This is a genomic window from Trinickia sp. (genome assembly GCF_051954495.1).
Classification (GTDB): domain Bacteria; phylum Pseudomonadota; class Gammaproteobacteria; order Burkholderiales; family Burkholderiaceae; genus Trinickia.
In genome coordinates this window covers 22,938-37,685 of record NZ_JBQCHR010000169.1, presented here as the reverse complement: position 1 = coordinate 37,685, position 14,748 = coordinate 22,938, and the positions used below count along the sequence as shown (strand labels likewise).

Below are 14,748 nucleotides of genomic sequence, written 5' to 3'. Positions count from 1 at the left end.
ATGGTGGCTTTCGACAAAGGCCAAGGCTGCTTGCGGTGATTACGCGGGCGGCCTGGCCAGGCGCACAGCGATACACTGTTCGTCCTGCGGTCGTCGGCCGCAACGCACCCGCCCCCGAGAACGCTTATGCCCTGCAAGCCCAAGATGACCCGGCACTATGTCGCCTCGGCGTTGGACGATGTTGAAGCGATGTTCGGGACGGCGCTAAGAATGAGCGTGCACAAGCTATCTCGAGGCAAGCTGCCGCTCAAGCCCGTGTTCAAGGACAGCGCTCAAAGGGATGCATTCAACGCGATGGCGAAGGTCCAACTGCAAGGGCTGGGCAAGGGACAAAACACCGACCGTTTTCGTGCGCTGTCCTACCTCGAGGCACGCTCGCAGCCAAATTCGTCAAAGACCCGAATGGACTTGCGAGGAATCAATAATCCACGGCCGCGCGTGTACTTCGCCGGCCACGGGCTAGCCGGGAACCTCAATTTTATGAGTCGCGCGCAGGGCGGCGAAGTTCGGTCGACCGCAGAGGCCGCCGCCGTGCTTAGCACCATAGCGCTGCCCTCCGAATCTGAGCTGCGCCTTCCCGTTTGCTATAGCGGCGCGGGCGCCAGCTTTACGGGCCCACCAACGGAATGGATCGATCATTTGGAGAAAGGAACACTGAGCAGTGCGCTCAAGAGCGAAAGAAGTCTAGCGGCCGATTTGCAGAGGCGCATGAAAGCGGACTATGGCTTCAAGGGAACGACGGCTGGCTACTACGGGGAAGTAGTTTTGGTGCCTGTCCATTCAGGGACGGGCGCCGCCGGGCAAGAGAAGCACTTCTATGTCACGCCGCCGCGGCGGAAGAATAAACGCGTCGAAACGATCCGAATGCGAGACGCCCGCGTGATATTCGTTTGAAGGTCTAGCCACCGCCCCACGAGCCGGAGAAGAAGCTTTCCTTGCCGGCGTACCCCTCCAGTGAATTCACAATGCGTTGCAGCCGGGTAGCAACTGGCACACTCTCCCTTCCATTCGTCTCGCTCGCCCGGAATCTGTGGTGGGCGGATCCACGCGCGTAAAAAATACCACTTTGCATCCAAAACGATGCCACTTGAATACCAATCAAAGTCCACCTAAGATCCTGCAGGGATCGGTGTGAAATCTGCCTCGATCACCAGGGGACCGCTTCGCATCTCGTCGCGTCCCTCCGCTTTTCCCAGTTCCAGCTTCCTTGAAAGACCCGATCGCAGCGACGTAATACGCGGCGTCGTATCGCCGTTTTTTTCCGAGGAGCCTTCATGAATCGCCTTTCCCATTTCCTGCGCACCGGCCTCATGGCCGCGATCGCGGCGCTCGCGCCGCTCGCCGCGCAGGCGCAGGCCCAGGCCACGACGACGCAGACGAGCGCCGCGACAGCCGCTTCTCCAGCCGCACTGGCCTCGCGACTCGCAAACGATCTCGCCTTGCGCATAGCCATCGACAGCAACCACGGCGCGGCCGTCGGGGCGCCCTGCGCCGATCTGGGCGCCGATTGGGCGACATGTGCAACGGGCCGCCTGATCCTGACGAACCAGGGGCGTCAAACCATCTCGGCCGGCGGCTGGAAGCTCTACCTGCACAGCATTCGGCGCCTGCTGAAAATCGACCATGCGGGCATCACCCTCCAGCATTTGACCGGCGACCTCTACGAACTCGCGCCGCAGCCGGGCTCGCTGCAACTTGCGCCGGGCCAAAGCGTGGAGCTGCCGTTCGTCGGCGAATACTGGTATCTGCGCTTCAGCGATTTGCTGCCGCGCCCGTTCGTCGTCGTGCCCGGCGCGGCGCCGGCCATCTTGCAGTTCGACAACACGGACGACGAAACGCGCTACGTCGTATCGCTGCCCGCCGACGCGCAAAACAACTCCACAGGCAACGCGCCGCCCGTCGCCGCGCAGCCGATCGCTTATCGGGCGCTACCGAGCGTCAAACGAGAACGCCCGCTCGACGGCGCACTCGATCTGCGCGGCGTGCGTTTGATGTTGGCGAACCTATCGCCAGGGCAAACCGAAGCGCTGCGCCAGCGAGCGCAAACGCTGGGCCTCGACGACGCACGTACTCCCGTCGTGGGCATCGTCGCGCCCGGCCGCCTACCCGCCGACATCGCCACACCGGGCGGCTACCGCCTAGCGATCGGGCCGCGCGGCGTATTCATCGAAGGCTACGATGCCGCGGGCGTCTACTACGGCGTGCAGACGTTGTTCTCGCTGTCGCCGGCCGGCGGGGGCCGCATCCCCGCGATGCTGATCGAAGATGCGCCGCGCTTCCCATACCGCGGCGAGCACGTCGATCTCGCGCGCAACTTCAAGCACGTGCCGACGCTGCGCCGTCTGATCGACCAAATGAGTGCCTACAAACTCAATCGCCTGCATCTGCACTTATCGGACGACGAAGGCTGGCGGATCGAAATTCCGGGCCTACCCGAGCTGACGGAAGTCGGCGGCCGCCGCTGCTTCGACACCAGCGAGACCCACTGCCTGCTGCCCGAACTCGCCTCCGGTCCCGAGAATCAATCGGGCGGCGGCTATCTGACGCGCGACGATTTCGTGAGCCTGCTGCGCTACGCAGCCGACCATTTCGTCGAAGTCATTCCGGAAATTGACATGCCCGCGCACGCACGCGCGGCCGTCATGTCGATGGAAGCGCGCTACCGTCGCCTGCACGCGCAGGGACGCGAACAAGAGGCCGCGCAATATCGCGTGCTCGATCCGCAAGAGAGCACGACCCTCACCACGGTGCAGTTCTACGACCGGCACAGCGATCTGAACCCGTGCGTGCCCGGCACGTTGAACTTCACGTCGAAGGTGATCCGTGAAATCGCGTCGATGTACGCGGACGCGCAGGTCCCCCTTCACAGCTGGTACTTCGGCGGCGATGAGGCGAAGAACATCTTCCTAGGCGCCGGCTTCCAGCCGCTGAACGGAACGGACCCGGGCAAGGGCCGCATCGATCTCGCGATCCAGGACAAGCCCTGGGCGCGCTCGCCCGCTTGCACGGCGTTGCTGGCCCGCGGCGAAATCAAATCGATCGATGAGCTGCCGACGCGCTTGGCCAAGCAAGTCAGCGCGCAAGTCGCCGCGAACGGCATCGACACGATGGGCGCATGGGAGGACGGGTTGAAGGGGGCGACCGGCGCGCAAGATTTCAGCACGCGCCACGTCAACGCGCTCATCTGGGACACCGTGTTCTGGGGCGCCGCCGACAGCACGCGCGACTACGGCGCGAAAGGGTTCCGGACGGTGCTCGCGCTGCCCGACTATCTCTACTTCGACTTCCCGTACACGCTGAACCCGCATGAGCGCGGCTACTACTGGGGATCGCATGCGACGGACGAGTACAAGGTCTTCTCGTTCGCACCGGAGAATTTGCCGCAGAACGCCGAAGTGTTCGGCGACCGCGACGGCAATCCGTTCCAAGTGACGGGCACGGGCGCCGCGCCGGCGATCCACGGCATACAGGGTCAAGCGTGGGGTGAAGTTATGCGCAACGACCGCTTCCTCGAGTACATGGTGTACCCGCGTCTGCTGGCGCTGGCCGAACGCGCGTGGCACAAAGCCGATTGGGAGCTGCCGTACGCCGCGGGCGTGAGCTTCGAGCTCGGCGTCACGCATCACGTCAACATGGCCGCGCTCAACGGCGATTGGGCCGGATTCGCCACAGTTCTCATGCAGCGCGAACTGCCGAAGCTTGCGCGCGCGGGCATTGGGTATCGGCAGCCGACGTTCACGTTGACGGGGTATTGATCGACCGGCCGTCGTCGGCATCGGAGGCATCGAAGCTGGGCATGTGAAGCCGAGGCCCGCGGCGCATCGACGCTCGCGGGCCTTGTTTTTTGTATGGACCCGCGCCTGCCGGGCGCGGCCACGTTCGGCGTCAGTTCGCCCCGTCTTTCAACTGCTTCAAATGCTTGTAGACGGTGGCGCGTCCCATCCCGAGCACGTTGGCGATATAGTTCGCCGAGCTTTTCCCGCGAAAGGCGCCCTCGGCGTAGAGCGCTTCGACGATTTCCCGCCGATGCTCGCGCGTCAGGCCGTTCAAACCGAGCTGGCGCTCTCGCAGCCAACCGTGCAGGAACGTATTGATGCGTTCCTGCCAATCGTCGCGAAACAGCTCGTCGGGCTGCGCGACGAGACCCGCCCCCTTGATGAACAGCTCAAGCGTCGAGCGCACATCCTCGAACACGGCGATGTTGAAGTTGATGCACATCATGCCCGCCGGCTGCCCGCTGTCGTCGAACAGCACGTTGCTCACGCAACGCATCTTTCGGCCGTCCCAGTTCAGCTTTTCGTAGGGGCCGATCACGCGCTCGCGTGCGGAATGGTCGATTTCTTCCAACGCCGAATCGTCGCCGACCTCGCGTTTGGACAGGTTGTTCGCGAGGTAGAGCACCGTCTGATCGTGCAGATCGTGAATCACGACTTCCGCGTAAGGGAAGAACAGCGCGGCGATGCCGTCGGCGATCGGCGCATAGCGGGACAGCAATAGGTCTTTGACGGGGGACGTTTTCTGCTTGCGCATCATCGGGAAACCGCGTTCGAGGGAGGCGGCCGCCCGCGGCGAAGCACGGCGGCGCGGCATCATTGTAGCGACTGTCGCCCGCTCAAATGCCGGTACAGCGCGTACGCGATCGCCACGTCTTCGAGCCCGAGGCCGATCGATCGAAAGAATGCCGACTTTTCATATCGAGGCTTCGCGCACGCCTCGCTCACCAGCGCGGGCAAATCGCCCACGATCCGCTCGGGCGACCAGCCATGCTGCGCGGCGAGCTTCATTTCGCCGGCGCTGCCCGGCGTGGTTTTGCGGTAATCGCAATAGACATCGAGATCGGGCAGCCAAGCCGGTGCGATTTCATGCGCGTTCGCCACATTCGTGCTGATCGAGGTCACGAGGGCGGGCTTCGTCAGCGCCTGCCTTGCCAGCACCGGCGTGCCCGACGACGTGCATAGCATCACCACGTCCGCGTCTTCGACACAGGCCTCGATGCTCGCGCTCGCCCGCGCGCGGGAGTCGGCTGCGGCTAAAGCAGCGCGCTTCGCGTCGTTATGCACAAGGTCGGGAGAAAACACGCGGATCGACTGCCACGGACGAAGCGGCGCCGCATGCCGCAAGTGTGCGAGCCCGACCGCCCCCGTGCCGACGAGCGCCAAACGGACGGCATCGGGCCGAGCGAGCAGATCGATGCCGAGCGCTGTCGTGGCGGCGGTGCGTTCGGCCGTCAGCAGACCGGCATCGCAAAGCATCAGCGGCTGCCCCGTTTCCATCGACATCAGCGTCGTCCACGCCGTGATCACGGCTTTGTCGCCGCCCACCAGATACGGCGACAGCTTGGCGCCGAACACTTTCTCCCCGGCCAGCGCGCCCAGATAGGTGATGAAATCGCCCGCCCCGTTGGGCAACAACGTCAGCGTCTGCGCAGGCTGAACGGCTTGCTCGGCGGCCAACGCGCCAAACATGGCCGCGAGCGCGCCGCGGATATCGATCGCTGGCAATGCATCGCGTGCGGTCTGTTCATCGACGACGAGCGGCAAGGCGGGTTTCATGCGTGAGTCTCCGAAAACGATGAGCGGAAGGAAGCGCCCCGGTAGGGTTTTTGGCCACTGGACCATACGATCCAAAATAGTCTATATTGGACAAACAGTCTACACGATATCGAATCGTCGCGTCGTCGTCGGCTGAGGGCCGTATCGATCACCCCAGACAGGAAATCCGCCATGAAGCTGAAGCACTCCTTGCTTGCCGCCGCCTTCGCGATGACGGCCGGCGCCGCGTTCGCGCAATCGTCCGACACGTTGCGTTTCGGTATCGAAGCCGCCTATCCCCCGTTCGAAAGCAAGACGGCCTCGGGCACGCTCGTCGGGTTCGACGTGGACGTCGGCAACGCCGTGTGCGCGAAGATGAAAGTCAAATGCGTCTGGGTCGAGAACGCGTTCGACGGCCTGATTCCGGCGCTGCGCGCACGCAAGTTCGACGTCATCAATTCGGCGATGAACATCACGGCCAAGCGCAAGGAAAGCATCGACTTCACGCCGCCAATCTATGTCGTGCCGATCGTGATGGTCGCCAAGCGCGGCTCGGGCTTGCTGCCCGATACGAAGGCGCTTCAGGGCAAGCATGTCGGGGTGCTGCAGGGCTCGTCGCAGGAAGATTTTCTGAAGAAGCATTGGGCCAACGCAGGTGTCGACATCGTGTCGTACCAGGACCAGGATCAGGTGTATTCCGATCTCGTATCCGGCCGCCTCGACGCCGCGGTGCAGGAAGCGCAGACGGCGCAAGACGGCTTCCTCGACAAACCGAACGGCGCGGGCTACGAGATCGCCGGCGCGCCTTTGAAAGACCCCGCGACGCTCGGCGAAGGCACGGGTTTCGGCTTGCGCAAGGGCGATAAGGCGCTGCTCGCCAAGGTCGATGCCGCACTCGATGCGTTGAAGAAGGACGGTACGCTCACGGCGCTGTCGCAGAAGTACTTCAAGCGCGACATCATCGCGAAATGACCCCGTCGGCTAGCGTGCCGAATCTTCGAGCTTCACGCCATGGACTTTGACGTCATCGTGCTCGGCGCCGGCATCGTCGGCGTCTCGTCGGCCATTCATCTGCAAGATCGCGGCTGCCGCGTCGCGCTCGTCGATCGGCGCGCCGCGGGCGAGGAAACGAGTTTCGGCAACGCGGGGCTGATCGAGCGCTCGTCGGTCGTGCCGTTCGGCTTTCCGCGCGATATCGGCACGCTGCTGCGCTATGCCTGCAATCGCTCGACGGATCTCTATTGGGATTACCGCGCGCTGCCGGGCTACGCGACCTGGCTCGCGCGGTTTTGGCTGGCGTCGTCGCCGCGTCGGCTGGAAGAGGCGTCGCGCGACCTGTTGCCGCTGATCGATGCGTGCGTGCGGGAACACGATGCGTTGATCTCGCGCGCGGGTGTGGACCGTCTCGTTCAAGCGCGCGGCTGGCTTGAGGCCTTTCGCACGCCTAGCACATTCGAGCGTGCCGTGAAGGAAGCGCACGCTAGCGCGCAGGCCCACCGCCTGAACATCGACGTCCTGGACGGCGCGACGCTGCGCGCGCGAGAGCCAGCCGTCGGCGCGCAGATTCATGGCGCGATTCACTGGAAAGATCCGAAGAGCGTTCGCGATCCGGGCGGCCTCGTCAAAGGTTACGCCGCTTTGTTCGAGCGTGAGGGCGGCACGTTCGCGACCGGCGACGCCGCCACGCTTCGGCGATCGGACGACGCGTGGATCGTCGATACGGATCGCGGCGCGCTCAGCGCGAAAGCCATCGTGGTTGCGCTTGGGCCCTGGTCCGACACGGTCTTCGCGCGCTTCGGCTACCGCATCCCGCTGCGGGGCAAACGCGGCTATCACATGCATTACCGCGCCGCCGGGCGAACCGTTTCGCTGCCGATCGTGGATACCGAGCGCGGCTACGCTGTCGCGCCGATGGAAGGCGATCGGCTGCGATTGACTACGGGCGTCGAGATCGCTAACGATCGCACCGCCCCTGCAGCCGTGCAGCTCACACGCGCCGAACCGTTCGCGCGCGCCGCATTCGGGCTTGGCGAGCGCATCGACGCACAGCCTTGGCACGGCATGCGCCCATGCATGCCCGACATGCGGCCGGTCATCGGCCCCGCGCCGCGCCACCGAGGTCTGTGGTTCGCATTCGGACACAACCACCACGGGCTGACGCTCGGCCCCGTGACCGGGCGGCTGCTGGCGGAAATGATGACGGGCGACGAGCCCTTCGCGAACCCGGCGCCGTTTCGGGTCGGTCGCTTTCGTTGAGCAAGCGGCCGAAATCCGCGATTCAAGCTGAAAGAGCGGGGCCTGCGAAACAAACTGCGCAATACCATGCCGCGGAAGGCTCGGACCGGGCCATCGTCGCCGTCAGCTTTCGCTTCGTCCCCAACGCGCGCCAACGATGAGCGCAATCGCCGCCAACCCCACCGACACACCCGCGAACGCGACGTCCGCCCATAGATGGCCGATCTTCCGCGACAGCAGCGCCACGCCGACGGCGGGCAACGAATTGCCGCCGTAGCAACAGAGCAGATAGGCCGACAGCATCTCCGCCCGCCGCTCGGCGGGCGCGATGCGGTTGACCTCTTGCAGGCTTCCTCGAAACCCGAACGCCGATGCGATGCCGCACAAAGCGGTGGCCGCGATCAGCAATGCCAGCGACCCCGCGAACTGCGCCCAGAGCAGCAATGCAAGGCTGGGCGCCAGCAGCCATAACCCGATGAACATCGTGACCCGCGGCGAGATCATCGGCGCGGCCACGACCGCAATCGCGCTGGCGGCGAACAATTCCGCGACGATTGCGCCGCTCACGGCCGGACTGCGCAAGTGCATACTGTTCGCGAGCAGATTCGGCGCGAGCGCCGCGTAAAACCCGAGCAGCGCGAACGTGGCGAACGCGGTGACAGCCGGCGCGATGAAAGCCATCCGCGCTTGCGGCGCAATGCCGATGCGCGGCTTCAGCGATATTCCTTCTTTACCTTCCCGCGGGGGCGAATCGACCGTTTCACGAGTGCGTGCGATCACCGCGGTCGTGATCAGTAAAACAAGGAAGTAGATCACGTAGACCAGCCGAAGCGGCGAAGGCGCGTACCGGGCGAGCATGCCCGAGATGAACACGCCCACCGCGAGTCCCACGAGATTCACCGCCGCGGCCAGGCGGCTCGCATCCGCTTTGTCCGCGTTCGGATGCAAGTCGGCGATCCAAGCCGTTGCGGTGGCCGCGCCTACGCCAATGGCAAGGCCGCTCGCCGCTCGTGCAGCGAACAACATGGCCGGATGCACGGCGAACAGAAACAGCAGCGTGCTTGCCCCGCCCACAGCGAGCACGAGCAAGCTCACTAGCCGGCGGCCGGCCTGGTCCGATACTCGGCCGAACGCGAACAATGCGCCGAGATTGCCGATGACATACGTCGCATAGACGAGCGTAATCGTCACCTCGGATACGCCGAATGTGCGCTGATAGAGCGGATAGAGCGGCGTGACGATCGTGCTGCCCGCGTAGATCGCCGCGAGCAAGAAAGCGCTGGCCCATAGCGAGACTCGATTGCCGAGCGTCGCCCGATACCACGGACGCGTCGTGTCCATCGACTTCCCCAGAGAAACCGGTTTCCGTCCGGGGCAGCAAACGATGTTCCGCGGGACGCTCCCATGCTGCGAGCACGACGCGCGAATCAAATACGGTGTAGCAGCTGCTTACTCGGCTGCGATCATGTCGACGATCGTCGCGAGCAGTCCTTTCACCACGGCGGGCAAGCGCCTTTCACGCATGGTCGTAACCTGCAAAACACGCTGGCTGAGCAAAGGCTCGTCGATCGGCCGCCATACGAGGGACATCTCGTTCTCCGCACCCTTGAGCGCCACGGCGCTGCCGAGGGTGATCGCGCCCGTCAGCGCGGCAAATGCGTGCAGCGCCGCCGAGTTGTTGCTGCTGAGCACCGGTTCGATGCGCACGCCTCGCGTGGAACAGCACAGATCGAATAATTGCCGCACGGTCGTGCCGCGCTCGAGCAGCGCCAGCGGATAGGCTTGCAAATCGGCCAGCGTCAGCGACGCGCGCGACGCTAGGGGATGCGTCGCGCCGAGCAGCGCGCGCACCGGCATATCGATCGAATAGACGACATCCAGCGGTACCGACGAACCACCGCCGGAGAATGCGACGCCGATATCCACCTCGCCTGCCGTCACCCAGTGCTCGACTTGCGCCGGCGCGCCCGAGCGCAACGCATAACGCGCGTTCGGCGCAGCTCCATGGTGACGCGCCAATACCGCGGGCAAGAACGACCGCGTGAAGCCCTCCGTGCAGCCGATCCGGACAAGCTTGCCGCCACGCGCTTCGCTTGCGGAGATCTCGCCAAGCACCGCGTCGGCCTCCAGCAGCGTGCGCCGCGCGTGCTCGGCGAGCAATTCGCCCGGCTCGGTCAGCACCATGCCGCGCGGGAGCCGCTCGAACAGCGGCGCGCCGACATCCGCTTCGAGTTTGCTGATTTGCCGGCTGATGGCCGACACGGCCACGTGCAGATTGTCCGAAGCGGCCGCGAGCGACCCAGTGCGAGCGACTTCGACGAAGTAACGAAGGGCGATGCCGTGCAGCATGCGGACGGTCTCCGATGGTTGGACGTTGAGCCTGGGTGCGGCGCGGCGAGCGGGGCGAAACGCACGACGCCCACGCGAGGGCACATTGCTTTTTCGGCAAGCCTAATCGACAAAATTGAAATTGTTGCGAATTTTTGGCGTTCCTAACCTTGGTCTCATCGACATTAGGAGGGGACACGATGGCCGGGCTTGGAGAACAAACCAATGGCAGCGCACGCCGGCAGGCGATCGATCGCGCGCAGGCGGCCTACGACTCCGGCCGCTTCCTCGACGATCTGACGCGCCGCGTCGCATACCGAACCGAAAGCCAGAACCCGGCCCAGGCGGACGCCATGCATGCCTATCTGTCCGACGAAATCGCGCCGACGCTTTCACGGCTCGGCTTCACGTGTCGCATCGCGGCGAACCCCCTGGCCGAGCGCGTGCCGTTTCTCATCGCCGAGCGCATCGAAGATCCGGCTTTGCCGACCGTGCTGACATACGGCCACGGCGACGTCGTGCGCGGCTATGACGAACAGTGGCGCGCCGGTAGCGGCCCGTGGGAGCTGACGGTCGAAGGCGACCGCTGGTACGGCCGCGGCTGCGCCGACAACAAAGGCCAGCATTCGGTGAATTTCGCGGCGCTGGCCGCGGTGCTCGACGCGCGCGGCGGCACGCTCGGCTACAACGTCAAGGTCATCTTCGAAATGGGCGAGGAGATCGGCTCGCCGGGACTCGACGAAATCTGCGCGCAAGAACGTGAAGCACTCGCCTCCGACGTGTTCATCGCGTCGGACGGCCCGCGCGTGAACGCCGAACGCCCCACCGTCTTTCTCGGCTCGCGCGGCGGCGTGAACTTCGACCTGACCGTGGATCTGCGTGAAGGCGCACACCACTCGGGCAATTGGGGCGGCGTGCTGCGCAACCCGGCGATCGTCCTTGCCCATGCGATCGCGAGCCTCGTCGATGCCGACGGGGCCATCGTCGTCGACGGCCTGCGTCCGCTTCCCATACCGGACACCGTACGTCGAGCACTCGCCGATATCGAACTCGGCGGCGACGAGAACGCACCGGCCATCGATCCGGAGTGGGGCGAACCGGGCCTCACGCCCACCGAGCGCGTCATCGCCTGGAATGCGCTCGAAGTGCTGGCCTTCAAGGCCGGCAACCCGGACGCGCCCGTGAACGCCATTCCGCCCGTCGCGCGCGCGACGTGTCAGCTGCGCTTCGTCGTCGGCACCGACAGCGCGAATGCGGCCGAACATTTGACGGCCCATTTCGCTCGCCACGGCTTGACGCAGGTGCAGGTGACCGTCACACGGACAGCCGCCGCGACGCGACTGGATCCTGAGGACCCGTGGGTCGATTGGCTGCTCTCGTCGATGTCGACCACCACTAGGAAGAAGCCCGCCCTGCTGCCCAACTTGGGCGGAACGGTCCCGAACGACGTGTTCGCCGATACGCTGGGGCTGCCCACGCTGTGGGTGCCGCATTCGTATCCCGCTTGCTCGCAGCATGCGCCGAACGAGCATCTGCTCGGCTCCGTCGCGCGCGAGGCGCTCGGGGTCATGGCCGGCGTTTGGTGGGATCTCGGCGAAGACGCGCGGCGCATCGTCGCCCTGCGCGCGGCTCGCGCCGCCGGGCCGGCCGCGCATACGTCAGCGCTTGGTTAGCGCTTGGTTAGCGCGCATCGACGCCCGTTTCATCATCGTCAGTCAACCCATCGAGGATCGCGATGAATCACCGCCCGCCTGCAACATCAGCGTCATCCGCGCGTAAGCCGTTGAGCCTCTTGCAAATCGTCATTGCGACCTCGGCCGGCAACGCGCTCGAATGGTTCGACATCGCGATCTACGGCTTCTTTGCGCTCTACATCGGCAAAAACTTTTTCCCGACGGCCGATCAGACAGCATCGCTGCTGCTGACTTTCGGCACGTTCGGCGCTTCGTACCTCGTGCGGCCGATCGGCGGCGTCGTGCTCGGCGCGTATGCCGATAAGCGTGGGCGCAAAGCCGCTTTGATGATGTCGGTCGGCCTCATGATGGTGGGCACGGCGATCATTGCGCTCTTGCCCAGCTACGCGAGCATCGGGCTTGCCGCGCCCATCGGCGTCTTCGTCGCCCGGTTGATTCAAGGCTTTTCCGCGGGGGGCGAATTCGGCGCATCGACAGCCATGCTGATCGAACACGCCCCGCATCGACGCGGTTTTCTCGCCAGTTGGCAGTTCGCGACGCAAGGCCTTTCTACATTGATGGCGGCGACGTGCGGTTTCGCGCTCGCGCGGTTGCTGTCTCACGACGCCCTCGAATCGTGGGGCTGGCGCGTGCCGTTTTTTATCGGCTTGCTGATCGGGCCCGTAGGTTTGTATCTGCGCCGCTTTCTCGAGGATGCGCCCGACTTCACCGAGGCCGTTCACACCGAAACGCCGGTACGTGACGTGTTCGCCACGCAAAAGCGCATGGTGCTGATCGCGACCGGCGCATTGGCGGTTTCCACGTCGGTCAATTATTTGCTGCAGTACCTGCCGACGTTTGCGATCCGCGAGTTGCATTTGCCGGCATCGACAAGCTTCGCGGCAACGATGCTGGGCGGCGTCATTCTGACGTGCGTGACGCCGTTTGCGGGGCATCTGTCGGACCGCATCGGTCGTCTTACGCAGATGGCGACGGTGGGGCTACTGTTCGTCGTCACCGCCTATCCTGCGTTTTCCTATACGGTCGCGCATCTATCGACTTTCACGCTGTTCGCACTCGTGGCTTGGCTGGCGGTACTGAAATCGGTGTACTTCGGCGCGCTGCCCGCGTTGATGTCGGAGATCTTCCCGGCGGCCACGCGTTCGACGGGTATGTCGGTTGCCTACAACGTCGGCGTGACAGTGTTCGGCGGATTCACGCCCGCGGTGGTGACCTGGCTGGTCAGCGCAACGGCGAACCGCAGCGCACCGAGCTTCTACGTGATGATCACGGCGATGGTGAGCCTTGCCGCGCTGGCATCGGTGAGCCGGGTGAAGCGGGTCGAAGTCGAGCGGGGATTGGCGACGTAATAGGTCGTCCTTCGTCGCTATCCTTCCCGGCTTCTTACGCAGTACGTGCGGACATCGCTAGAAGCAGGTTACGGATTGTTGCAAAGTCAGAAATAGAGTTGCGTCTGCCGAATCTATTCTTCGCACATCGAAATATAATTAAAGGTGTCGCGATGAATACGCTGCGTGCAGGGCTTTTAACGACCGCCATCTCGGCATTGGCTGCGGCCATGCTCGCCGCGTGCGGCGGCGGGGGTGGCGGGTCGAGCGCAACGCCCACCGGCACCGTGAACGTACAGATGACCGACGCGCCTGCGTGCGGCTTCGATCACGTGTATGTCACAGTGAATCAAGTGCGCATCAACGCTAGCTCGAGCGCGGCTGACAGCGATGGCGGGTGGACGACGATCACGCTCGCTACGCCGCAAAAACTCGATTTGCTTTCATTGACGAACGGTACGATGGCCACGCTGGGTCAGGCGACGCTACCCGCCGGTCAATACCAGCAAGTGCGGCTCGTGCTTGCGCAGAACCAAGGCAATTCGACCGCCAATTCCGTTGTGGTGTCGGGTACGGGCACGGAACAGCCGCTCGCGACACCGAGTGCGACGCAAAGCGGCTTGAAGATCATTCGCCCGTTCGACGTCGCGGCGAATTCGACCGTCGATCTCGTGCTTGATTTCAACGCTTGCAAATCGGTCGTTCAGCAAGGCAACGGCTCGTACGCCCTGAAGCCCGTCATCACCGCGACCCCGACCACGGTCGCCGGCATCATCGACGGCTACGTCGCGGTCGCCGAGGCCGGGGCCACGGTCTATGCGGAGCAAAACGGCGCTGTAGTCAGCGGCACCGTGGCAGACAGCAGCGGGCATTTCGTCTTTTCGACCTTGACGCAAAGCTCCACGAACGGAAACTACGACATCGTGATCGCGCAGACCGGCGAAACGACCGGAATCGTGACGTCGGTGCCCGTCGTGGTCGGCGCGACCACGCACGTATCGACGGCGGCCCAGCCGATCGCATTGCCCGTCTCGACGATGAACTCGGTGAGCGGCACCGTGACGGCGTCGGCGAATGCCAGCGTACGAGCGCTTCAAGCTACGCCGGCCGGGACTTATGAAATCGCATCGGCGAACGCGAACCTCGATACCGGCGCTTACACGATGAGCCTGCCCGTCGCGGCGCCCATGAGCGGGGCCTATACGGGTACGCTTCCCGTCAGCTTGAACCCCGTCACGGCATCGGCAGGGCACTACACGATCGAAGCCGACGCGGCATCTGGCGCAGTCAAAACGACGCCGGTCGATGTGACGGCGGGTGCGCAAACCGGTGTGAACTTCAGCTTCTAACGACGGCTAGCCTGCAATCATTCGAATCGAGGGGCGAGCGGCGCCCCTCCTCTTTTACGGGGAACCCCATGAAAAAAATCGTCATCGCCCTTACCGTTGCTTGCTCGGCCCTGGCCGGGTGCGCCGTGTACGTACCCGATCAACCGGGCGTGGTCGTCCATCCGCAGGGCGGACCGGGCAACGGATTCTGTCCGCCCGGACAAGCCAAGAAGGGTAATTGCTAACCGCGGTGACTATCGGCCCGGTGGATGCAAGGTTGCCGCTACCGGGCCCTTCCGCCATT

12 protein-coding genes are annotated in these 14,748 nt (G+C 64.4%); 8 read left to right on the top strand and 4 right to left on the bottom strand.

The genetic code is table 11. From position 1 onward, the window contains the following. Window positions 1-126: 126 nt before the first annotated feature. Window positions 127-894 (top strand): hypothetical protein, encoded by a 768-nt coding sequence (locus tag ACTHNR_RS23595; RefSeq protein WP_440550720.1) that lies wholly within the window; start codon window positions 127-129, stop codon window positions 892-894. A gap of 380 nt (window positions 895-1,274) precedes the next feature. Then, the gene (locus ACTHNR_RS23590; RefSeq protein ID WP_440550718.1) at window positions 1,275-3,755 is read left to right on the top strand and encodes a family 20 glycosylhydrolase; all 2,481 of its coding nucleotides are present in this window, start codon (window positions 1,275-1,277) and stop codon (window positions 3,753-3,755) included. Window positions 3,756-3,885: 130 nt separating this feature from the next. Here the strand turns inward: ACTHNR_RS23590 and ACTHNR_RS23585 are convergent, their stop codons facing one another. After that, window positions 3,886-4,530 carry a helix-turn-helix transcriptional regulator gene (locus ACTHNR_RS23585; RefSeq protein ID WP_440550781.1) on the bottom strand — a complete coding sequence of 215 codons (645 nt, stop codon included), beginning with the start codon at window positions 4,528-4,530 and terminating at the stop codon, window positions 3,886-3,888. 59 nt (window positions 4,531-4,589) lie between these two features. After that, window positions 4,590-5,552 carry an ornithine cyclodeaminase family protein gene (locus tag ACTHNR_RS23580; protein WP_440550717.1) on the bottom strand — a complete coding sequence of 321 codons (963 nt, stop codon included), beginning with the start codon at window positions 5,550-5,552 and terminating at the stop codon, window positions 4,590-4,592. A 171-nt stretch (window positions 5,553-5,723) separates the two neighbouring features. Here ACTHNR_RS23580 and ACTHNR_RS23575 point away from each other — a divergent pair, with 171 nt between their 5' ends. Continuing rightward, a complete protein-coding gene (locus tag ACTHNR_RS23575; protein WP_440550715.1) occupies window positions 5,724-6,503 on the top strand; it encodes an ABC transporter substrate-binding protein in 780 nt (259 codons plus the stop codon). Window positions 6,504-6,542: 39 nt separating this feature from the next. Then, a complete protein-coding gene (locus ACTHNR_RS23570) occupies window positions 6,543-7,787 on the top strand; it encodes an NAD(P)/FAD-dependent oxidoreductase (RefSeq protein ID WP_440550714.1) in 1,245 nt (414 codons plus the stop codon). Window positions 7,788-7,889: 102 nt separating this feature from the next. On the opposite strand, the gene ACTHNR_RS23565 is transcribed toward ACTHNR_RS23570, so the two are convergent. Next, window positions 7,890-9,107, bottom strand: coding sequence for an MFS transporter (locus ACTHNR_RS23565; RefSeq protein ID WP_440550712.1), 1,218 nt, complete (start codon window positions 9,105-9,107; stop codon window positions 7,890-7,892). 108 nt (window positions 9,108-9,215) lie between these two features. Next, window positions 9,216-10,115, bottom strand: coding sequence for a LysR family transcriptional regulator (locus tag ACTHNR_RS23560; RefSeq protein WP_440550710.1), 900 nt, complete (start codon window positions 10,113-10,115; stop codon window positions 9,216-9,218). A gap of 179 nt (window positions 10,116-10,294) precedes the next feature. Here ACTHNR_RS23560 and ACTHNR_RS23555 point away from each other — a divergent pair, with 179 nt between their 5' ends. From ACTHNR_RS23555 to ACTHNR_RS23540, 4 genes are all read left to right on the top strand, one after another. Then, entirely contained in the window at window positions 10,295-11,767 is a 1,473-nt protein-coding gene (locus ACTHNR_RS23555; RefSeq protein WP_440550709.1) for a M20 family metallopeptidase, read from the top strand. A gap of 62 nt (window positions 11,768-11,829) precedes the next feature. Then, window positions 11,830-13,137, top strand: a complete 1,308-nt coding sequence (locus ACTHNR_RS23550) for an MFS transporter (RefSeq protein ID WP_440550707.1) — start codon at window positions 11,830-11,832, stop codon at window positions 13,135-13,137. A 152-nt stretch (window positions 13,138-13,289) separates the two neighbouring features. Beyond that, window positions 13,290-14,465: a DUF4382 domain-containing protein gene (locus ACTHNR_RS23545; protein WP_440550705.1), complete on the top strand. Its 1,176-nt coding sequence runs from the start codon at window positions 13,290-13,292 to the stop codon at window positions 14,463-14,465. A gap of 68 nt (window positions 14,466-14,533) precedes the next feature. Beyond that, window positions 14,534-14,689 (top strand): hypothetical protein, encoded by a 156-nt coding sequence (locus tag ACTHNR_RS23540; RefSeq protein WP_440550703.1) that lies wholly within the window; start codon window positions 14,534-14,536, stop codon window positions 14,687-14,689. Window positions 14,690-14,748: the final 59 nt, after the last annotated feature.